Here is a 21104-nt window from a genome sequence, read left to right on the forward strand (position 1 = left end):
TTAAAGGATTGTATAATGAACATCTAATATGATTAAAAAAAATACCAAAAATCGAAGTGTACCCTTCCTTATGTCTTTATTTATTATGCTAACAATTAATGCATTTGGACAGAGAAAGGAAATTAATGTTAATTATTTTACAGGAGCACCCAATGTAACTTTACCACTGTACACAATCACGAGTGGAGATGCTGTAATACCTGTGAGTTTGAGTTATAATACCAATGGAGTAAAGCCAACAGATTTGGATGGTCCAATTGGTTTAACCTGGCAATTAAACGCAGGTGGAGAAATTTCTCGTGAACTAAGAGGTTTACCCGATGATTGCAAAAAAGATAATGCAACAACACCTAACAGCCGTTTAGGTTGGCTATATAATACTAACGGAACGAAGATAAACAGTTTTACAATCGCTAATGATAACAGTGCAGCTACCTGTCCAGATGAAACATCGGATATAACTTATGTTAATAGTAATTTTTCAGATCTTTCCGACACAGAACCGGATATTTTTCATGTAAATGCTCCAGGATTATCATGTCAAGTAGTATTTGATAATAATAAGACCATTAGAGTTAGCCCCTATCAGGATCTATCGATAGTTTATGCAACTGATGCTTCCTCTGGTTTGATCACTTCTTTCACTATCACTAATGATAAAGGGATTAAATATGAGTTTTCAGTAGTAGAGCCAACTACCATGAAAACCAGTAGTTCTAATCCAACAGGTATTACTTATTTTAAAAGAAAGTATGATCAGTTTAGTTCAGGAATAACCTTTAATAGCTCCTGGAAATTAAAGAAAATCACTGATTTAAATGGCAACTACATCTCTTTAGATTATGATTACGGAGGGGATTTACCCGGTGATTCAGAAGATAATTCTTCAACTCCAGTAATCACAATTCTGGGAGGGACCGGAGGAGCTACAACAAAGAAAATACAGTATTTGATCAATTCATCTGTGCTTTCTAAAAGAGTAGCTTACATTAATTGTAGCGATGGTATTACCCTAATACCTAAATTAACATTTTCATATACTTTATTTGAGAACACCTATACACCTTGGAGAAAACCTATATTAAACTCAGTGGCAGGTTTTGGAAAAACCTATTATTTTTCTTATGCCGATGTTGGAGGAAGGCGTTTTTTAGTTGATTTGAAGGCAACAAATGTAGCAACCGGAGACCCTGCTGCTTATCATTTTGCTTATAAATCATTAGTACGTTCAGGAGGAGGAGGGTCCTACAGTCTCTCACTTCCGGATAGTACATCTAAAGAACGAGATATTTGGGGTTACTATAACGCCAGCGGAGCAACAAATTTAACTCCTCAAATTTATGTAAATCCTTCAAATGGATCTTATGAGAGGTACAGAACCAACCAGGCTGTTAATAATCCTTCTGTGTACCCGTACTTATTAACTGGGGCATCAAGGGCTGTTAATCCATCTGTGGTAGATAATGGTTCTTTAAATAAGGTTTCTTTTCCGGATGGAGGTACAGCTTCGTTTGTATATGAATCAAATGATTATTACGATAATACTGCTGCTGCCGTTATGCAGGGTGGGGGAATTCGTATAAAGCAAGTAATTTTTTCTGACAGCGTAAATACGGCTAATAATATTGAAAGAAATTTTTCTTATATCAATCCGTCAACATTAAAATCGAGTGGTAAACCCATTTCAGTACCTGTTTACGCATTCACAACTCCTTATACGGGTACCGGAACCACACAAGATCAATGGAATTTTTCAACTGTTAGGTCTGAAGAAAACTTATCTGCAGAAGATAATACCATTATTTACAGTCATGTGAAAGAAAGCAGACAAGGAGCCGGTAGTACATTGTATGAGTTTACTAATCCGGCAACAGCTTGGGATCAGACAGCGCCCCCCGATTGGACATTGCCAATACAAAACTTCGCCAGAAGTTCCTGTGTTGCTGCCGGCTTTATGAAGAATGATATTAATACTTATCCTTTTCTTCCAAATACAAATTTTGATTTTGAAAGGGGGCTTCTAAAAAAAATCACTAATTATAACGAGACGAGTCAGATAGTTGATTTCGTTAATTATAGTTATCAACGTATAAATGCTCCGATTGTAATCACAGGTTTAAAATACGAATCAAATATTGCTGGGTTATCATATGGAAAGTATACTTCTTATGTATCTAGCGGTCAATTATTAAGCCAGGAAAGTAGAACGGTTTATGATTCGCAAACCCTATCTCAAGGTCAGGCTACTTCAATAAATTACTATTATACCGGAACATCTCATAAGTTGTTAACGCAACAACAAACTATAAATAGCGATGGAACAATTCAAAGAAGTTTCATTAAATATTTGAAAGATTATAATGTTTCTACAGGTTCGGATCCGAATGTAGTCGCGATGAGAAATCTTCAACAATTTAATGTAAATATACCTGTTGAAAGGTATTTTCAAGTCGAAAGAAGCGGAGTAAATAAGACGGTAGGAGCTGAATTGACCAAATTTAATACATTCAATGCGCAGGGAGTCCGCACCCTTAATCTTCCTTCTCAAAGTTTAAAATTTGTTTCAGGAGATGGAATTGCTTCTTTCCAACCGTCAACTGTAGCTTCCGGAGTTTTCTCAAGTGATCCTAATTATACAGTCACAGGAAATGTTCTTGCATATGATTTCTCGGGATTTCCATTAAACAGCGATGACAATAATAAAAATATTCAATCTGTTCTTACAGATCATGATAACTTTTTGCCTGTCGCAAGTATCAGTAATGCCCGCTATGATGAAATTGCCTATAATGACTTTAACAGTACTATTAAAGATTGTGGGTTTGTTAGACAGAGTGGGACTAATACATTATCTACCAATAGTAGAACTGGCCAATACGCATTATCATTGGAGGCATTAATGTCAATGATAAAAACGAACGTAGTAAAAAATAGCAGGGCAAAAAATTATATTTTCTCTGTTTGGATAAACTCCAACACTACAGGAAATATAACAGTTTCATTAACAAATACAAGCAGCCAAACTTCTACTTATACCTTACCATTTATTAACAGCACTAATACATGGAAATATTATGAGTTGAAAGTTCCATTAACAAATATGTCGGCTAGTTTTACAGCTCAGTTTCAATCTTCAGCAGCTATTTTAATTGATGATGTATTTTTTTATCCGGAAACATCAGAAATAGCCACCGTTGCTTATGACAAAACAACAAATGATAAAATTGCAGAAACCAACAGTAATGGTGTTTCTAAATACTACACTTATGATTCATTTGGACGTTTAAGATTTGTTTACGATCAGGATAAACAAATAACTTTGAAAAATACATATGTTGATGCTAACAGTTACAATTACTTTACCAAGCCTTCAATTATTCATGGAGGATCAGCTGTTGCTAATTCGTCCGTAGTATTTACAACAAGTGGTTATAATACTCCTATAAGTGATGGGTTAACCTATACCTGGAACTTTGGTGACGGATCTGCTCCGGTTTCCACTTCTTCATTGAGTTCACCCGCACATACCTATACTTTGGCAGGCTCTTATACGGTAACATTAACTGCAAATTCACCTATTTATGGATCACTTAGCAACACTTTTGTAATAACCATTACTCCTCAAACCATTATTGTTACTTATAATAATAATACAACGGGTTTGAAATATGCTCTTACAAGAGTTGAGTTTTATGAAGGTGCAACTTTAAAATATAATTTCACAGACGTACAATTAGCTACTGGTCAGCCTATTTTGCAAGGGAATTATACTGTTAAGGTTTATTTTAACAAAGTAATAGGGTTTAAGAGTATTTATGTTGATCCTTCCACTGGAGATTGGTGTTTCCCAACATCTGGCGCTGTTACAAGTCCCAATACTTCAACCATAAATTTATTAAACAGTTCTTATCTGAAGTTTAACTCTTATGCCTCAGACTGTTTACAATAAAGATGTACCTATAGAAAACCAGCAGATGAATAACATATCATATAAAATTATTACGCTGTGTACTATTCTTTTAAGCTGTTGTTTAAAGAATATTCAGGCTCAGAATAAAGGTTTTATTCAACAGGAGGTAATTAAAGTTTCCGGAATTTTGAATGACAGCCAAATATATACACTAAGTGCAGATCAAAAACAGACCTCCCGTACCTTTTATGATGGCCTGGGACGTCCGATTCAATCTCTTGCAATAAAAGCGAGTCCTTTACAAAAAGATATCATTCAAACTATCACTTATGATAATTTGGGCAGACAAACCACCAGTTATCTGCCTTATGCAGGAGGTGATGGTAAAGGAAGTTTTAATGCAAATGCCTCTACCAATCAGCTTAGCTTTTATGCCATTGGAACCACCGGGGATAAAATTGCGGATGATACCAAACCTTATTCGGCCCAGAAAATAGAAGACTCTCCACTACAACGGCTGTTACAAGCCGGCTCACCAGGAGCAGGATTTCAACCTTTAGCAGGTGATAAATATAAAAGCATTGCTTACAGAACTAACACTGCTTCAGACGTTGCTATCAGGGTATGGAAACCGGATGGAACCAGTGCAGCTGTATATGCCAATAACACGCTGTCAGTAGTTGAAGCAGCAGATGAGCAGGGCTTTAAAACAATTCAGTTTACTGATGCTTTGGGCAAAACGGTGTTAAAACGTCAATACATTAACGAAACCATAGAAGGCAAGTTGGAAACCTATCTTGATACATATTATGTTTATGATGAAGTTGGTAGAGTAAAATATACCATTCCGCCCAAAGCCGTAGTGTTAATGCGTGATGCAGCTAATTGGAATATCACAGTTACTGGTGTAGACAAACTACTGTTTAAATACGTGTATGATCCTATTGGAAGATTGGTGGAAAAAACCGTTCCCGGTGCAGGTCCTGGTTTTATTATCTATGACCCATTAAATAGGCCAGTCTTAATACAAGATGGTAATTTGCGAAATGGCAATAAATGGAATTATTTTAAATACGATGCCAATAACAGGGTGATCAGCCAGGGTATCTATGTTGATGCTACACGTATTGGCCGATCTGCTATGCAAAGTTATGTAACAGGGCTTACTGGTTACTCGACTGTTTTTTACGAAGACCGGACAGCTACTCTTACCAATAATGGCTATTATACTAATGTAGTATTTCCTAACACTGGCATTACTCCATTACTGTATAATTACTATGATGATTATGATTTTAATTATGATGCCGCTCATGCAGCCGATTACACTTGTAGAAAAACAACTACATTCAAAAATGGTGAAGTTGAGCCTTCTGAAACCAGCTATACACGTGGTTTTTTAACCGGAACCTGGCGTAAAACAGTTGGCTCCGGAGTATCGGCATGGTTAATTAGTGTGGTATTTTATGATAAAAACGGAAGGATAATTCAAACCCTGGGCAATAATCAGTTGAATCAAAGCACTACACTTAATGATTCCAAAACTGTTGCACTGGATTTTACCGGTCAAGCTAAACAGATAAAGACGGTAAAGAATATTACAAGCACTACCACAACGGTTTATACTGTTTATGGTTATGATCATGCGGGACGCACGAAATCTGTTGACCAATATCATAACGCAGATATAAACCCTATACGCATTGCTGATTATGAATACAATGAATTAGGTGCCTTAGTTGATAAAAAATTAAACAAAACAGGCAGTTCTTATCTGCAATCAGTTGATTATCGTTATAACATTAGAGGGCAGTTAACCTCAATTAATAACAGTACATTAACGTCGGATAATAATGTAACAAATGATGAAACTAATGACGTGTTTGGAATGGAGTTCTTTTACGATAAAAAAGAAAGTTCACTCACAAGTAGTCTGGCTTATTATAACGGGTTGGTTTCATCGGTTAAATGGAGAGCCATATCTCCCAATAATAATAAAGAACGGAGTTATTGGTTTACCTACGACAATATTGGTCGACTAAAGGCTGCTAACTATCAGGATCGTGCAATAGGCAGCAGTTGGACGCAGGGCGGTACCGGCACAGGAGGAGCATTTGATGAAAACAATATTTCCTATGATCACCAGGGAAATATAAAAACCTTAAGACGCAATACCATATTAGTCACTAGTCCGGGTGTTATTAAGGCTGTTGATGATTTAACTTATACGTATGATGGTAATCAATTAACTAACATTACAGATGGAGTAGGTACAGATTATACATCCTTTGGATTTAAAAATCCAACTGCAAGTGCTATTGCTTACACCTATAATGTCAACAGTGGAAACTTAGAAACGGATCCTAAAAAAGGAATAAGTATTGCTTATAATGAGCTGAATAAAACAGATAAGATCACGGTATCTGCTGCTAAATACATTACTTATACTTATGATGTAACAGGTGTTTTGATCCGCAAACAAATGTATGATAACAGTACTTTACAAAAAACAACCGACTATATCGACGGTTTTGTATATGAAAACAGTGCTTTAGCCTATTTTCCAATGGCAGAGGGCCGTGTACGTAATAATTCAGGAACCCTCAAATATGAGTATATTATCGCCGACAATATGGGTAATGCACGTGTGAGTTTTGAGGATAACGGAAGCGGAGCAGTGGTACTCACGCAAGAAAATAGTTATTATCCATTTGGATTGACAATGCCGGGTAATTACACCGTTAATAATCCTGCTAACACTAAATTGTATAATGAAGGCTCTGAATGGCAGAATGATTTCAATGGCCTTCCTGAATTATATAACACGTTTTATCGCAATTATGATCCGGCTTTAGATCGCTTTATTGCAGTGGACCCCAAAGCTGATGCTACATCATCTTTATCAACATATCACTATTCGGGAAATAATCCGATCTTGTTTAACGATCCGTTGGGAGACAGGTATGAGCGTGAAAAACCGATCAGGACAAGGCCTAATTATGATGGAATTGATATGGGAGGAATGTTTGGAGGCGGAAGATTACCAGGAGGAGTTAGTCATATAAGTAGTTCAAATTGGGCTGTACAATATAGAAGTCCAGTGGAAAACATGGCTCTAATGTCATCATCGCAGTTTACCAGCTATTATTCTGGATTAAGTGATTTGCAACGAGCTCAAATGGCAACAATGATTACCAGCAAAAAGGGATGCTCTTATAAATTAGAAGCTGATGATTATGCTAATCCTTATAGAGCAGATGGTAATAATGCGTATGGAGGAGGAGATGGAAATAAGTACTATGAATCTGGTGTTGGATTTATAACAGAATACAATTTAGTACCAATTACCCAAGGGCAGAATAGTTATCAGCCAATAGTAGCATATAATAAAACAATTGATGGCTCAATGACTTCATTAACTGTTTTGAATGGTGTAGTGGAATCAGGAGTTTCTTTATCAGTTGTAAGTAGTATTGGAAAATATACGTATAGCTCAGCTAAGCTTGGTTTAAAAACAGCTAAAGTTTTGGGAAATGCAGGATTAGCAGCAACGGCAGTTTCTGTTGGATATAAATTTGCAACTGGGCATGATAATACCTCAACAATTGTTGATGTTGGAGTAACTGCTGTTACCTTTGGCGCAGGTTTGGCATTAGGTACTGTAGCTGCACCTGCAATTGCGGTAATTGGTGTAGGTTATGGTATATGGTCAGCCGCAGGAGGAAGTGATTGGATTGATGAAAATTGGGGGTATAGAGACACAAAAACATTTAAACTTAAATAAGAATGATTGACAAAATATACTTTATCTTTTACTGTTCCGTAAGGATGAAAGGATTTGCTCATGCTGAAAGAGCAAGCTTCTTTTTAGCTATTCCAACATTTTTGATTTTTAATTCAATCTATTTTTTAATTACTGTATTTTTTAATATTAAAGTTTTAGATAAATTTATCTTTATTGCATTAATTGCTTCATTTGGTTTTATTATTCCATATTTTCTATCGAAGTACTACGTTGGTTCTGGTAGGTATAGGAGAATAATTGCAAAATATGGAAGTCCAAGAGAAATACCGTCAAAAACACGCATAAAATATATTATATTGTCTTGGAGTATATATCTTGCTGCTTTTGTGCTTTTCATTGTTTCGGGTAGAATTTTAAGTGATTTCTTAAATTGATTAATAGCTCTTAGTACATTTGTCTTAAAGATGTAATAGAAGAAAAGAATAAAGCCATTCGGAAGAATGGCTTTATTCTTTTGATTGTGTAGAGTTAGAGTTTATTTATTAATACCTATGCTTAAATCTGTAGTTGTTAGCGGTTAAATAATAAAAATTAACTTCATTAAGTATTGCTGTTATTATTTGTTCAAATATTTTTAAAAAAGGTAAAGCATTTGAGAACGCTGTGGTTGCGACAGTTTTATATGTTTCCCTTGCCTTGTTTCTTTATTTTTTGTCTCCAATACTTTTTTTAAGATTTCTGGAAGTGAATGTTGGAAATAGTGTTTTCTCGCCTGCTGTTCCTATTGCGCGGCAACAAATAGCGACTGGACAAGAACCTATGGAAGTGAAACTTATCGACAAGGCTTAGCTAATGGATTTAAGGATTTAGGAGGAAAGCTTGTACGGCCAACAGCAGGTGGAGGAAGAGAGACTTGGGGTGTTCGAAAAGGTGTGGAAGGTTATTGGAGCGATTATTATTTTAGTTACATTACGTATGAAGGTCTAACTGGCAAAAAGGAAGTTGTTCCTAATGGTATTGCCAGTCGATTTGTTGAGGGTAAAGCGAGTGATTCTACCCCTGATGCTCGAGTATTTAGTATCAATGTCTCTTATGCGCTTGGAGGTGGATATTCTTTTGAGTTGGGATTAATTGTTGATCGACAAGGTAATTCAAAATGGTTCACAAGTCATGGTCCCACAATTGGGCTAGGATCTGGTATCGGTGGAAATATGAAAGAAGTTAGAGCCCTTAAAGGTCACACTTTTAATATTAATAAGGATTATGAAGGTTACAGTTCAGGTTATAGTGGAGGAGTAGGAGTTGGATATGAATATTCTGGAAATAGAACCAATCCTAGCTATGAAAACTCTGATTGGAATTTAGGAGGCGAGAATTATACTCAAAGAGGATATTCTTATGGCTACGGGGCTGATTTTGGCTTAATGTGGTCCAGAACATTTACGAGTTTTTTTAGGTAGAATATATAAATTTATCAGACAATGAGAATAGAAGTAAAATTGATAATCTTTACTATTATGACGCTAATTATGGCATATCTTATTTTGAATACAGATTCCTTTAATACGTCATTGGCATGCCGTAAACTGGAATATTTTAAAAAAGAGGAGTATCAAGGTATAGTAATGAGCAAGTACTTAGATCAAAAGAATCATAGTGCTCAAACAATAAAGATGCAAGGAAAAAATGATTATGGAATTATATTAGCCCGTGATACCAGTGGTTTTTATGATTATGTAAAAGCAGGAGATTCATTAATTAAAATAAAAGGACAGGAGTACATTAAAGTATATCGTCAAGATTCGATATTGAGGCAGTTTAAAATTTATTTTGGATGTGATTAGTCATAGTTCTTGGAAAGGTTCGAAGCAGAATCATGAAAATGATTGAACTTTCTGTTTAAAAGTCGTTGTTGGAAGTCTTAGCCTAGGCGAGACTTTTAACCTGAATTTAAGATGTAAGGCTTTGTCTGGCCGATGACAAAAAAAGTAAATGAAAGAAGCAAAGCCATTCGAAAGGATGGTTTTGCTATTTATTGACTAGAAAATAAATTTTTTAGTCTTGCTTCACACTAATTCTCTCTTTTGCGTGGCATCGCTTGGTTGAATTTGAGTTTTTAGAATAAACGTTATTGCTTTTCTTCGTATAAGTTAGTTGAATGTTTTTTACCGGACAAAGTCCTCTGTTTTATACTCAACTCGAAGGTGACGCTATCGCTGAACACCTCCGAGAACGGAAGCAGCACAATATCGGAGTTCGACTGAAAATATGGCATTAATGTCATCCACTGGATTTTCAAATTATTATTCTGGAGTAAGTGATTTACAAAGAGCTCAAATGGCTTCGATGGTTGCGGGTAAAATGGGGAATGCCTATAAGTTAATTATAGATGACTATGCCAATTATAAAAGACAAGATGGTTCTTCAGCATATTCAGGTGGAGATGGAAATAAATACTTTGGAATTGGAGCATCTTTTAGTGCTGAATATCATTTTATATCTATTAAACAAGAAAGGTTAAGCAATGAAAATGTCGGAAGTGACTTTGATAATTGGTGGGCCAATTTAGGAACAGCAGGTAAATTGTTTATCGACTGGGCTTTAGGAACAGGATCGGATAAAAGAACATTTTCAAATGACAGAGTAGCTAACGCTATGCGCAATGCTAAACGAGTAAATGAAGCAAGGGAATTTTATTATAAAAAATATAAAAACGTTGAAGATATTGCTAATACTTCTGTTACTGGTTTTAAAGGATCTTTTGGTCTTAGTGGTCTTATAAATGCAGGATTGGATCCGATCGAGCAATATGTTGGAACATATAGAATTAATATATATAATTTTGATGGAAAGACTCTTTGGTTTGCCATTACTAATCAAACGAGTATGAATTCATTTTTATATGACTTAGGCCCCTCATGGGATCGTTCGTCCTGGGCCCCTGGAGGAAATATGAATCAAACATATATTTGGAAAGAGCAAGTAAAAAGATAGAAAAAATGAAAATATTTGAAATATTATGCATCATTTCATTAAGTATTTTATATGGATGCAAGGGATTAACCGATAGAAGAATTACTGACAGATATTATTTGGTAACAATGGAAACAAAAGAGAATGTTAGCATTGCATATAGTATTAATGATGATAATACATCATTTTTAGATGTTGTTAAACCATGTGTTTATTCAATAGGCTATAATGACAAATACATCTTGGCAAAACAACATCCACTTCAGAGCCATAATAATGTTAATACATCAATAACCAATTACTACATAATACCCATTTATAAAGAATTTAATTATTCACCTGAAAAGGAAGTAATTGGGCCATTAACTTTAGAGCAATTCAATTTAAAGAGGAAAGTATTAATGATACCTAATGAAGTAATATTTCAAGATTTATAATAAAAAGAGAGTGATTCATTTGTTCTTTGAAGTGTTCTAAATAACGATCACTTCAAAGAACAAATGAAAATAGAAGAGTCCATCTGGTTGAGAATATTAAGAAGCGTTTTTTGCTGCGGAATTTGCCAGAATTCTCAATTCAATCCTTTCTCTGTTTATATGCAATTTATGGTTGAGTTGAAGAAATTTTTAGTATCTAGTTCGCTAAATAGTAATTATGAAAATTACTTTTATTGCCTTTATTGCTGTTTTGATAGTTGTTTTAATAAATATCCTAATCAATAAGATTATTAAAATGAAAACAGTGAGGCATTATCTTCAACCATATTTTAAATCAAAAAATGTTGAAATTTCGAAAGTGAAGTTCGCCGGTTTCTTTGACAACGACTTTGATGTGCGAAAAACTGTTATTAAACCGATACCTGTAATGGGTAATGCTGTAAATAACAACTTTTATGTATGTTTATGTGAATGGAATTAATTCTTCTGTGGTAAAATATACAGTTAGAGTAAGTACATTTTTTTTATTTATAAAAGAGTTGAACTTAATGATAATGGAAATGTTTATTTATTGAGTAAAAAATAGAAGGTTAGGCACCTCAGAAAATAAAGACCACCATTAGAAAAGATAGAACATAACTCAAAATTCCTCCCATAAAATACCACATTTTAGGTATTTCTTCCTCCCAATATTCCTCACATTTTTAGCTATTCAACCAAAATAATTATATGAGAAAACTACTACTTACTTTAATGCTTATTATTTGTGCAACAATCTTGGTTAAAGCTCAAACCACAAAGTACGGAGCTTTGGCTATTGATCGTGATAACGGTTTTTATTACGGTTGGGCTTATGATTATTCAACGGTAGAAGAAGCTGAAAAAAGAGCCATTGAAGAATGTACCAGAAGAGGAGGGAACGCTTATGTGGTACTTACCTGGAGTGGTGGTGCTTGTGCTGCTTATCGCACCATTGATGGAAAGGTAGGAACGGCTTACGGTTGGGGAGTAGCACCTACACGTGTCGAAGCAGATGCTATTGCTACTCGGGAATGTTTGAAAAGAAGTAACGGGTCACCTGCCAGCAATTTTGTTTGGGCTTGTAATAGTAGCAATGCTCCTTTTAAAGAGATCTATAACGCAGCTAATCAAAATCCTGCACCAACAACTTCAACTCAGAATACTGGCGCTAAAGATTTCATCTCTTTTAATGGAGGCAGACTAGAGGCTTCGGGAGATTGTCCGAGTGAAAATACAGCATCCATTACTACCGACGATGAATCGTTTGGTGTATTGATTAGCAATTTGCCTGTAGGAGGAAGTGCTAACGTGGCAGCTCCGGGGACTTGCAGCGATTGCACTAATTTAATACTCACAGATTTAAACAATACTAAATCTTATATAGCTACCCGGGGAAGCGTTACCCGTAACGGAAAAGGAGTTACTTTTAATGTTTCTGTTATGGAGATGAATGACATGTTAAATGGAGGAGGAACCAGCTACAGCCTAAGCGGTACCATAACCTGTGAGGATTAGGCAAGATGTGGCAACCACCTGTTGTCGGTGTAACATCTTATTGGCCAACTACTTATGTTAATAAACTAAAAAACTACGATAACGTCTGAGGCTTATTATTCAGGCGTTATTGTTTAGTTCTTAGCAAGAAACTCCTTTTGATAAGTTAATGGGCTTTTTCCTGTAATTAGCTTAAAATATTTATGAAAGCTCGCGAAATTATGAAAACCGCTTTCATAACACACCTGTTTGATATTGATCTTGTTTTCTATTAATAATTTGCAGGCAACACCCACTCTTATTTCATTAATAAATAATGAATAGGTTTTCCTGGTTCTGTTTTTAAAATACCTACAAAATGAATTTGGACTCATTGAAGCTATCTTAGCCACATCTTCCAACTGTATTTTATGTTTATAGTTTGCAAGAGAATAGTCATAGATAGCATTTATCCGTTCATTTTCCGGTTCTTCGAAATCATGTTTAAATCCTATTGAAGATAAAAGTTCAAGGTCGTTCGAGCTTCCAATATTGGCCAATGCTTCAATTAATAACATAATTTTCTTCGGGCCTTCGGCTAATAATATCTGGCTAAGTATTTCAGCCACATTTTTCTGCATTTTTCCGGTAACTTGGATTCCTCGTTTTGCACGCTCAAATGCATATTTAATTACCTTGTTTTCCGGCAAATTAAGGAATTGGTCTCCCCAGAAATTTTCACAAAAATGCACTACTATTACATCCGCTGTAATAGCCGAATCTTTAACAAAATAAGTATCGTCAAATCGCCAATAATGAGGCATATGAGCACCTACCAATACAATGTCTCCCGATTTAAATCGTTTGATACTGTCGCCAATAAATTGGGTTCCATTCCCTTGTTTGAAATAGATAAGTTCAACCTCAGGATGATAATGCCATCTGTTATTGATGTAAGGCACACTATCTCTTCGGGCACTGAATGATTGCGCAAGATTTGTAGAAACTTTTAATAACTGTGGTTTCATTAAAGGTTTATTGATTGAAGTATCGAATATACTAATTGATAAATAAAATATTCCTTCAAAAAAAGAATGGGCACTCCTGTATGATAATATCGCTTATTAATTAGCTAATTTGAGATAATTTATTCTTAGCGAATAGGTTTTCTTTGTAGTTAACCAATTTATTAAATGCTATTTGTTTGTTTTAATCAACAGCTCACTGTTTAAGATTGAATTAACACGTGGCAGAATTATTACTCAACCTAATACTATGTTTTATGATTAAAAGACACTGTTTTGCACTTGATTTAAAGCCTGATGCCGAACTTATTGCTGAGTATGAAAAATACCATACAGAAGTTTGGCCGGAAGTGTTAGAAAATCTTTCTGCCGCCGGAATAGAACAATTGGAAATATACAGGGTGGAAAACAGATTGTTTATGATCATGGAGGTAAACGATAGTTTTTCTTTTGATAAAAAGAAAAAGCTGGATGATAATAATGATAAAGTGCAACAATGGGAAACATTAATGTGGACTTATCAGCAAGCATTACCTTCAGCTCTTCCCGGACAGAAATGGGTACCAATGGGTAAAATCTTTCAATATTAATTGATGACGATTTATGAGACTTTCAACCGAAACAATCACCGTTAGTACCTATAAAGGTAAAAGCCAGCAATTTTTATTGCCATTAATTTTAATTACTTCCTTGTTTTTCCTGTGGGGTATGGCCTATGGATTACTGGATGTGCTGAATAAGCATTTTCAGGAGGCACTTAATATTACCACTAAAAGGTCAACACTGTTGCAAACCGCCTATTTCGGGGCTTACTTTTTAATCGCTTTTCCGGCAGGAGTTTTTATGTCCAAATTCGGGTACAAAAAAGGGATAATGCTGGGTTTAGCACTTTATGCAGGCGGTGCGTTTTTGTTTTTTCCGGCGGCACAACTTGCCAGTTTTAACTTTTTCTTGCTGGCCATATTTGTCCTTGCATCCGGACTTGTTTGTCTTGAAACAGCCGCAAATCCCTACGCAACCATATTGGGAAAATCCGAAACGGCTGCTTTTCGATTAAACTTGGCCCAAAGTTTCAACGGAATCGGATCATTCCTGGGACCTATTATCGGTGCCAGATTATTTTTTAATAAAACTAATGTGGCTGCAACCAATGATCTGGAGTCAGTTCAGTGGGTGTACATTATTATTGGAGTTACGGTTGTTTTGGTTTTCTTATTATTCTTAAGAACTCCATTACCTGAAATAAAAAGCAGTGAAGAAAAACAGGGGGTTGATAACCAAACACCATTGATAAGTCATAAACACCTGATCAATGCAGTTATAGCGCAATTTTTTTACGTTGCCGCACAGGTAGGAATAGCAGCGTTGTTTATTAATTACTGTACTTCAGTAAATAAAAGTATTGATAATGCCGAAGCATCATATTTACTTTCGATCAGCCTGCTTCTATTTACCGCAGGGCGCTTTGCCGGAACAGCTTTGATGAAAGTGATTGCTCCCAATAAGTTACTTGCTTTGTTTTCAGTAGCTAATATTGTCTTATGCATTATTGTTGTGTTAGGAAATAGTTGGCTATCCGTGTATTCACTTATGGCGATCTTCTTTTTCGAGTCGATTATGTTCCCAACCATATTTGCGTTAGGAATAAAAGACCTGGGTAGCCATACACAAAAAGGATCATCACTGATTATCATGTCAATTGTAGGAGGAGCGCTTGTTCCTTACCTGATGGGGTATCTGGCTGATAAGGAATCAATAGCAGTTTCCTATTCAATACCATTGCTGTGTTTTATAGTAGTAGCCTGGTATGGACTAAAAGGTTATCGTATCCAAACCTCATCTAATCGTTAAATTTTATCAGAAAAACAGCTTAAAATCAACTAAATATGTCGCAAAAAGTATTACGTATTCATAGGGCAGATAATGTGTTGATCGCCTTAATTGATCTGGCTAAAGATGAGGTGATCGAATTTATGGATGAATACTATGCTTTACAGAATGATATTGCCGCTAAGCACAAATTTGCAACCACAGATTTAGCAGTTGGTGATGAAATCATAATGTATGGTGTGTTGGTCGGCAAAGCGACTCAACCTATTTTAAAAGGAGAACTGATTCATACGCATAATATTAAACATGCTTCTAATGAAAATTATAAAAAGCAAAAAGAGTATGAATGGACAGCTCCCGATGTAAGTAAATGGATAAATAGAACCTTCAATGGTTATTTGCGTAATGACGGACGGGTTGGAACGGCTAACTATTGGTTATTTATTCCCACGGTTTTTTGCGAAAATAGGAACCTGGATTATATAAAGGATGCTTTACTTCAGCAATTGGGGTATGCTCCTTCACCTAAATACAGAAAAGCAGTTTCAAAGCTAATAACTGCATATACGCAGCAAAACGATATTAACTCCATATTACCGGAAACACTATTACATGAAGAAGATATAGTGATTAGTGACCGGATGTTTCCCAATGTGGATGGAATTAAATTTCTCAATCATGAAGGCGGCTGTGGAGGTACCCGACAAGATAGTGAAACGCTGAGCAAACTGCTGGCAGCTTATGCAGATCATCCAAATGTGGCAGGTATCACTATCCTGAGTTTAGGATGCCAACATTTGCAAACAGATTTGCTGCTTAATGATATCAAAAAACGTAATCCTAGCTTCCAGAAACCGATCTACCTGTTTGAACAACAAGCTGCGGTATCCGAAGAATTAATGATTGTTGAAGCCATCCAGAAAACATTTGAGGGTTTAATTGAGGCGAATAAGACCGTGAGAACTCCTCAACCGATCAGTAAACTTTGTATTGGTGTTAAATGTGGAGGTTCAGACGGGTTTTCTGGTATTTCAGCCAATCCAGCTGTGGGTCATACTTCCGATTTATTGGTGGCCTTGGGAGGACAAGTATTACTGGCTGAATTTCCGGAACTTTTTGGAGCAGAACAGGATCTGGTCGATCGCTGCGAAACGTATGCTGCTGCCGAAAAGTTCACCAGTTTAATGAAATCCTATGACGCACAGGCAAAAGCGGTGGGAAGTGGCTTTCATATGAATCCATCACCTGGAAATATTAATGACGGATTAATTACAGATGCAATAAAATCTGCCGGAGCGGCAAAAAAAGGAGGAACTGCACCTGTTAAAGATGTATTAGATTATACGGAACCCGTCGTAAAATCAGGATTGCATCTGGTGTGTACACCCGGTAATGACGTGGAGGCTACCACAGGGAAAGCAGCTAGCGGTGCTACGTTGATCTTATTTACCACAGGTTTGGGCACACCGACAGGTAATGTTGTTTGTCCGACGATTAAGCTATCATCTAATACTTCGTTAGCTATTCGTATGCCTGATATTATTGACATTGACTGTGGAGGGGTTATCAGAGGTGAAAAAACATTGGAGGAAATGGGGGAAGAGATTCTTGAGTATTGCATCAGAGTTGCAAGCGGAGAGGCTACACCTAAAGCTGTGCAGCTCGGACAAGATGATTTTATTCCATGGAAAAGAGGCGTTTCATTATAATATAATTTAAATCATGTTTAGTTTAACAGGAAAATCGGCAGTAATTACCGGTGGAGGAAGTGGAATAGGCAGGGCCATTGCAAAGCTTTTTGCAAAGCAGGGTGCATTTGTTCATATCATCGAGTTAAATGAAGAAGCTGCTTTATCAGTGACTAAGGAAATACAAGCTGATGGAGGCTTAGCTACTGCTCATGGTTGTGATATTACCAACCAACAAAAAGTGCTGGATACTTTTGCAACTATTGATAAGGTTGATATTTTGGTAAACAATGCCGGAATTGCGCATATTGGCAAAGCAGATACCACTACCGAAGCTGATTTTATGAAACTGTTTGAGGTAAATGTAAAGGGTACTTATAACTCTTTATATGCGACAATACCGTTAATGAAAAAAAATGGAGGCGGTGCCATTCTTAATATGGCTTCTATTGCTGCTTTGGTAGGCATTACGGATCGATTTGCGTATTCAATGAGTAAGGGGGCTGTTTTCGCCATGACTTTATCTGTAGCCCGTGATTATATTGGTGACAAAATTCGTTGTAACAGTATTTCTCCGGCACGCGTACACACGCCTTTTGTAGATGGGTTTATTGCTAAAACCTACCCCGGACAAGAAGAGGTCATGTTCGACAAACTCTCAAAAAGCCAGCCTATCGGGCGCATGGGGCAACCGGAAGAAATCGCTTCACTGGCCTTATACTTGTGTTCAGACGAATCGGGTTTTGTTACAGGATGTGATTACCCAATCGACGGAGGATTTGTTAAGTTGAATAACTAATTAGCACTCCATCGGATCGACCTAGTTTCCCCGATGGAACATCTTATTGAACCTAACAACTTGAGTTAATTAATACAATCAAAACCAAAAAAAATTTAATAAAGAAAGAATGAAATTAATACGTTACGGCGAGGCTGGAAAAGAAAAAACCGGTGTTTATATAAATGATAAATTGTATGATGCTTCTGCTTTTGGAGAAGATTATAACGAACAATTTTTTGAAACAAACGGCTTAAATCGTTTAGCCGATTTTATAAAACAACAGGATGGTCAGCTGAAGACGGTTAATGAGAACATCCGACTAGGTTCACCAATTGCTCGTCCTTCAAAAATTGTCTGCATAGGCTTAAACTATGCTGATCATGCAAAAGAAACAGGCGCAACTCCACCTGCAGAACCGGTTATTTTCATGAAATCGACCACAGCTTTGTGCGGTCCTTTTGATGATATTATGCTTCCGGAAAATTCAGTAAAAACGGATTGGGAGGTAGAACTTGCGGTGGTTATTGGTAAAAAAGCCCGTTACGTAGCAGAAGCAGATGCGATGGAATTTGTGGCAGGTTATTGCTTGCATAATGATGTTAGTGAGCGGGAATTCCAGATCGAAAGAGGAGGTACCTGGGATAAAGGAAAAGGCTGTGACACATTTGCGCCTTTAGGTCCGTGGTTGGTTACCAAAGATGAAGTTAAAGATGCAAATGCGTTACGGTTGTGGCTAACGGTAAATGGTAAAAAAATGCAGGATGGCACAACGGCTAATTTCATTTTTGATATTCCTTTCCTGATCTCTTATGTCAGCCGGTTTATGACCTTATTACCCGGTGATGTGATTTCTACAGGCACCCCAGCGGGAGTTGGCCTTGGGTTTAATCCTCCGATTTATCTTAATGCCGGAGATGTGGTTGAGTTAGGTATCGATGGTTTAGGCGTATCCAAACAAACTGTAGTTCCATTTCATAAATAATTTACCTATAAAATGAAGATAAAAGTTGTTCTTCTTGGATTATTGTTAAATGCTGTAAATGTGTTCGCTCAGGCGGATTATAAACCATCGACATCGAACTTAGAAGCCAGAAAATTATTTCAGGAAGCCAGATTTGGTATGTTTATTCATTGGGGAGTTTCAAGTGTATTAGGACACGGAGAATGGGTAATGAATGAACGGAATATTCATGTGTCTGATTACAAACATTTACAGGATTTCTTTAACCCACAAAAGTTTGATGCTCAAAAATGGGTGGCGACTGCAAAGGGCGCCGGAATGAAGTACATTACTTTTATTACCAGGCATCATGATAGTTTTAGTAATTGGGATACAAAGCAATCAGATTGGAAAATTACCAATACGCCTTACGGAAAAGATGTGTTAAAGCAACTTGCCGATGAATGTCATAAGCAAGGTATCAAACTGGTACTTTATTATTCACTTTTAGATTGGTACCGTACCGATTACCAGTACTGGACCGGCAGAACCGGACAGGGAACGGGAAGAACAGAAAAAGGAGATTGGAATAACTACATTAAGTTTATGAAAAACCAACTTACCGAACTGTTAACCAATTATGGAGAAATTTCAGGTATCTGGTTTGACGGTCATTGGGATCAAACTGCTCCGGAAGGTGAGAAAGACAGAAGCTCAAGACTTGATTGGCATTATGATGAGATTTATACATTGATCCATACTTTACAACCGCAGTGCTTAATTGGTAACAATCATCACCTTTCACCGTTTTCCGGAGAAGATTTTCAAATGTTTGAGCGCGATTTACCCGGCCAAAATAAATCAGGTCTGAGTTTTCAGGAAGCTTCAGATAAGTTACCGTTAGAAACATGTGAAACCCTTAACGGCTCCTGGGGATACAACATAACCGATACCAAGTATAAATCTGCGCATGAAATCATTCGTTTATTGGTAAACGCGGCAAGCTTAAATGCGAATCTTTTGCTGAATATCGGCCCGATGCCAAACGGAGAAATTCAGCCTGAATTTAGCACTCGTTTAGATAGTGTTGGAAAATGGATGCAGAAATATGGTAACTCAGTTTACGGAACTAAAGGAAGTGAAATTAAATCACAAACTTGGGGAGTTATTACCGAAAAAGATAAAGAGATCTATCTACATGTTTTCGACAGCAATAAAACTGAAATTATCATTGATAATTTTCCCTATAAGCCCAGTAAATTATCGTTGTTCAATGTCGATGCAGCGCTGAACTACTCATTTAGCAAAGGACAGCTGAAAATCGATCTGACAAAAGTCGCTCGTGACGACTTTGACACGGTGCTGAAATTGAAAGTAAAACGCAAATAATTGTGCGCCCATGATTATTGATGCTCATGTACATTTCTGGAAATACAGTCCGTTGAGGGACGGCTGGATAACGGATGAAATGATAGTTATTCAGCGTGATTTCCTACCTGAGGATTTAGTTCCGATGCTGGTAGCCAATGGTGTTGACGGATGTATTGCTGTACAGGCGGATCAATCAGAAGCTGAAACCGAATTTCTGTTGAACCTGGCGGCAGAACATTCGTTTATCAAAGGAGTAGTCGGTTGGGTTGATCTGTGTGCGGATACTATTGAAGAGCGACTGGCCTATTATTCATCCTTTGAGCAACTAAAAGGAATGAGACATATCATCCAGTCGGAGCCGGATAATTTCATGCTTCGGGACGATTTTCGTCGTGGTATTTCCAAACTGAAAAAGTTTGGTTTCACGTATGATCTGTTGCTTTTACCGAAGCATTTACCGCAAGCCATTGATTTAGTAAAGCATTTCCCTGATCAACTATTTGTTATTGATCATTTATCAAAACCAGCCATCCGGACAGGGGAGATGGAGAACTGGAAAAAAGATATCAATCAAATAGCACAGTTTCCGAATGTACACTGCAAACTATCAGGAATGGTTACGGAAGCGGACTGGAAGAATTGGAAATTAACAGATTTCAAGCCTTTTATAGAGGAAGCATTATACGCCTTTGGTGTTGAGCGAGTTATGTTTGGAAGCGATTGGCCTGTTTGTCTGTTAGCCGCGTCGTATCAGCAATGCGTGGAAGTTGCTAAGCTAAATACCATTCAGTTAACTGATAGTGAAAAAGGAAAACTATGGGGATCAAATGCTAGTAATTTTTATTCACTGTGATGCTTTAGTTATCAGTTAAAAATGCATCGAAAAAAGATAAAATACTATTAAATGTTG

At 36.6% G+C, this 21104-nt stretch carries 17 protein-coding genes; 16 read left to right on the plus strand and 1 reads right to left on the minus strand.

The features are described 5' to 3' along the window. Positions 1 to 85 precede the first annotated feature (85 nt). The 9 genes from SOLCA_RS23115 (at position 86) to SOLCA_RS07990 (ending at position 12601) form a co-directional block, all read left to right on the plus strand. Positions 86 to 3949, plus strand: coding sequence for a PKD domain-containing protein (locus SOLCA_RS23115; RefSeq protein WP_157604534.1), 3864 nt, complete (start codon positions 86 to 88; stop codon positions 3947 to 3949). A gap of 25 nt (positions 3950 to 3974) precedes the next feature. Then, positions 3975 to 7694: a DUF6443 domain-containing protein gene (locus tag SOLCA_RS07950; protein ID WP_157604535.1), complete on the plus strand. Its 3720-nt coding sequence runs from the start codon at positions 3975 to 3977 to the stop codon at positions 7692 to 7694. Between the two features lie 2 nt (positions 7695 to 7696). Beyond that, positions 7697 to 8089, plus strand: coding sequence for a hypothetical protein (locus tag SOLCA_RS07955; protein ID WP_014679926.1), 393 nt, complete (start codon positions 7697 to 7699; stop codon positions 8087 to 8089). 498 nt (positions 8090 to 8587) lie between these two features. Then, entirely contained in the window at positions 8588 to 9115 is a 528-nt protein-coding gene (locus SOLCA_RS07965; RefSeq protein ID WP_014679927.1) for a hypothetical protein, read from the plus strand. Between the two features lie 69 nt (positions 9116 to 9184). After that, positions 9185 to 9499, plus strand: a complete 315-nt coding sequence (locus tag SOLCA_RS07970) for a hypothetical protein (protein ID WP_042479537.1) — start codon at positions 9185 to 9187, stop codon at positions 9497 to 9499. A gap of 433 nt (positions 9500 to 9932) precedes the next feature. Then, complete coding sequence (locus tag SOLCA_RS07975) at positions 9933 to 10649, plus strand: hypothetical protein (protein WP_014679929.1); 717 nt, start codon at positions 9933 to 9935, stop codon at positions 10647 to 10649. A 5-nt stretch (positions 10650 to 10654) separates the two neighbouring features. Further along, positions 10655 to 11065, plus strand: coding sequence for a DUF3997 domain-containing protein (locus SOLCA_RS07980; RefSeq protein ID WP_014679930.1), 411 nt, complete (start codon positions 10655 to 10657; stop codon positions 11063 to 11065). Positions 11066 to 11282: 217 nt separating this feature from the next. Then, positions 11283 to 11546 carry a hypothetical protein gene (locus SOLCA_RS07985; RefSeq protein ID WP_014679931.1) on the plus strand — a complete coding sequence of 88 codons (264 nt, stop codon included), beginning with the start codon at positions 11283 to 11285 and terminating at the stop codon, positions 11544 to 11546. A gap of 248 nt (positions 11547 to 11794) precedes the next feature. Continuing rightward, positions 11795 to 12601, plus strand: coding sequence for a DUF4189 domain-containing protein (locus SOLCA_RS07990; RefSeq protein WP_014679933.1), 807 nt, complete (start codon positions 11795 to 11797; stop codon positions 12599 to 12601). Between the two features lie 113 nt (positions 12602 to 12714). Here the strand turns inward: SOLCA_RS07990 and SOLCA_RS07995 are convergent, their stop codons facing one another. Continuing rightward, positions 12715 to 13587, minus strand: coding sequence for an AraC family transcriptional regulator (locus SOLCA_RS07995; RefSeq protein WP_014679934.1), 873 nt, complete (start codon positions 13585 to 13587; stop codon positions 12715 to 12717). Between the two features lie 254 nt (positions 13588 to 13841). Between SOLCA_RS07995 and SOLCA_RS08000 the strand changes: the two genes are divergently transcribed. From SOLCA_RS08000 to SOLCA_RS08030, 7 genes are all read left to right on the plus strand, one after another. After that, on the plus strand, positions 13842 to 14174 hold the full coding sequence (locus SOLCA_RS08000; protein ID WP_014679935.1) for an L-rhamnose mutarotase: 333 nt from the start codon (positions 13842 to 13844) through the stop codon (positions 14172 to 14174). Between the two features lie 13 nt (positions 14175 to 14187). Beyond that, positions 14188 to 15435, plus strand: coding sequence for an L-fucose:H+ symporter permease (gene fucP / locus SOLCA_RS08005; protein ID WP_014679936.1), 1248 nt, complete (start codon positions 14188 to 14190; stop codon positions 15433 to 15435). Positions 15436 to 15470: 35 nt separating this feature from the next. After that, on the plus strand, positions 15471 to 17123 hold the full coding sequence (locus SOLCA_RS08010; RefSeq protein WP_014679937.1) for a UxaA family hydrolase: 1653 nt from the start codon (positions 15471 to 15473) through the stop codon (positions 17121 to 17123). A gap of 13 nt (positions 17124 to 17136) precedes the next feature. After that, entirely contained in the window at positions 17137 to 17901 is a 765-nt protein-coding gene (locus tag SOLCA_RS08015; RefSeq protein WP_014679938.1) for an SDR family NAD(P)-dependent oxidoreductase, read from the plus strand. A gap of 109 nt (positions 17902 to 18010) precedes the next feature. Next, positions 18011 to 18865 carry a fumarylacetoacetate hydrolase family protein gene (locus SOLCA_RS08020; RefSeq protein ID WP_014679939.1) on the plus strand — a complete coding sequence of 285 codons (855 nt, stop codon included), beginning with the start codon at positions 18011 to 18013 and terminating at the stop codon, positions 18863 to 18865. Between the two features lie 12 nt (positions 18866 to 18877). After that, positions 18878 to 20212 (plus strand): alpha-L-fucosidase, encoded by a 1335-nt coding sequence (locus SOLCA_RS08025; RefSeq protein ID WP_014679940.1) that lies wholly within the window; start codon positions 18878 to 18880, stop codon positions 20210 to 20212. A gap of 10 nt (positions 20213 to 20222) precedes the next feature. Beyond that, entirely contained in the window at positions 20223 to 21047 is an 825-nt protein-coding gene (locus SOLCA_RS08030; protein ID WP_014679941.1) for an amidohydrolase family protein, read from the plus strand. The last annotated feature ends 57 nt before the right edge of the window (positions 21048 to 21104 follow it).

Source organism: Solitalea canadensis DSM 3403 (genome assembly GCF_000242635.2).
Taxonomy (GTDB): Bacteria; Bacteroidota; Bacteroidia; order Sphingobacteriales; family Sphingobacteriaceae; genus Solitalea; species Solitalea canadensis.

Coding starts and splice junctions, on each gene's coding strand:
- SOLCA_RS07980 (WP_014679930.1), top strand. CDS start 10,655: ATGAAAATATTTGAAATATTATGCATCATTTCATTAAGTATTTTATAT.
- SOLCA_RS08025 (WP_014679940.1), top strand. CDS start 18,878: ATGAAGATAAAAGTTGTTCTTCTTGGATTATTGTTAAATGCTGTAAAT.
- SOLCA_RS23115 (WP_157604534.1), top strand. CDS start 86: ATGCTAACAATTAATGCATTTGGACAGAGAAAGGAAATTAATGTTAAT.
- SOLCA_RS08010 (WP_014679937.1), top strand. CDS start 15,471: ATGTCGCAAAAAGTATTACGTATTCATAGGGCAGATAATGTGTTGATC.
- SOLCA_RS08000 (WP_014679935.1), top strand. CDS start 13,842: ATGATTAAAAGACACTGTTTTGCACTTGATTTAAAGCCTGATGCCGAA.
- fucP (WP_014679936.1), top strand. CDS start 14,188: ATGAGACTTTCAACCGAAACAATCACCGTTAGTACCTATAAAGGTAAA.
- SOLCA_RS08030 (WP_014679941.1), top strand. CDS start 20,223: ATGATTATTGATGCTCATGTACATTTCTGGAAATACAGTCCGTTGAGG.
- SOLCA_RS07950 (WP_157604535.1), top strand. CDS start 3,975: ATGAATAACATATCATATAAAATTATTACGCTGTGTACTATTCTTTTA.
- SOLCA_RS07955 (WP_014679926.1), top strand. CDS start 7,697: ATGATTGACAAAATATACTTTATCTTTTACTGTTCCGTAAGGATGAAA.
- SOLCA_RS07995 (WP_014679934.1), bottom strand. CDS start 13,587: ATGAAACCACAGTTATTAAAAGTTTCTACAAATCTTGCGCAATCATTC.
- SOLCA_RS08020 (WP_014679939.1), top strand. CDS start 18,011: ATGAAATTAATACGTTACGGCGAGGCTGGAAAAGAAAAAACCGGTGTT.
- SOLCA_RS07970 (WP_042479537.1), top strand. CDS start 9,185: ATGGCATATCTTATTTTGAATACAGATTCCTTTAATACGTCATTGGCA.
- SOLCA_RS07990 (WP_014679933.1), top strand. CDS start 11,795: ATGAGAAAACTACTACTTACTTTAATGCTTATTATTTGTGCAACAATC.
- SOLCA_RS08015 (WP_014679938.1), top strand. CDS start 17,137: ATGTTTAGTTTAACAGGAAAATCGGCAGTAATTACCGGTGGAGGAAGT.
- SOLCA_RS07975 (WP_014679929.1), top strand. CDS start 9,933: ATGTCATCCACTGGATTTTCAAATTATTATTCTGGAGTAAGTGATTTA.
- SOLCA_RS07985 (WP_014679931.1), top strand. CDS start 11,283: ATGAAAATTACTTTTATTGCCTTTATTGCTGTTTTGATAGTTGTTTTA.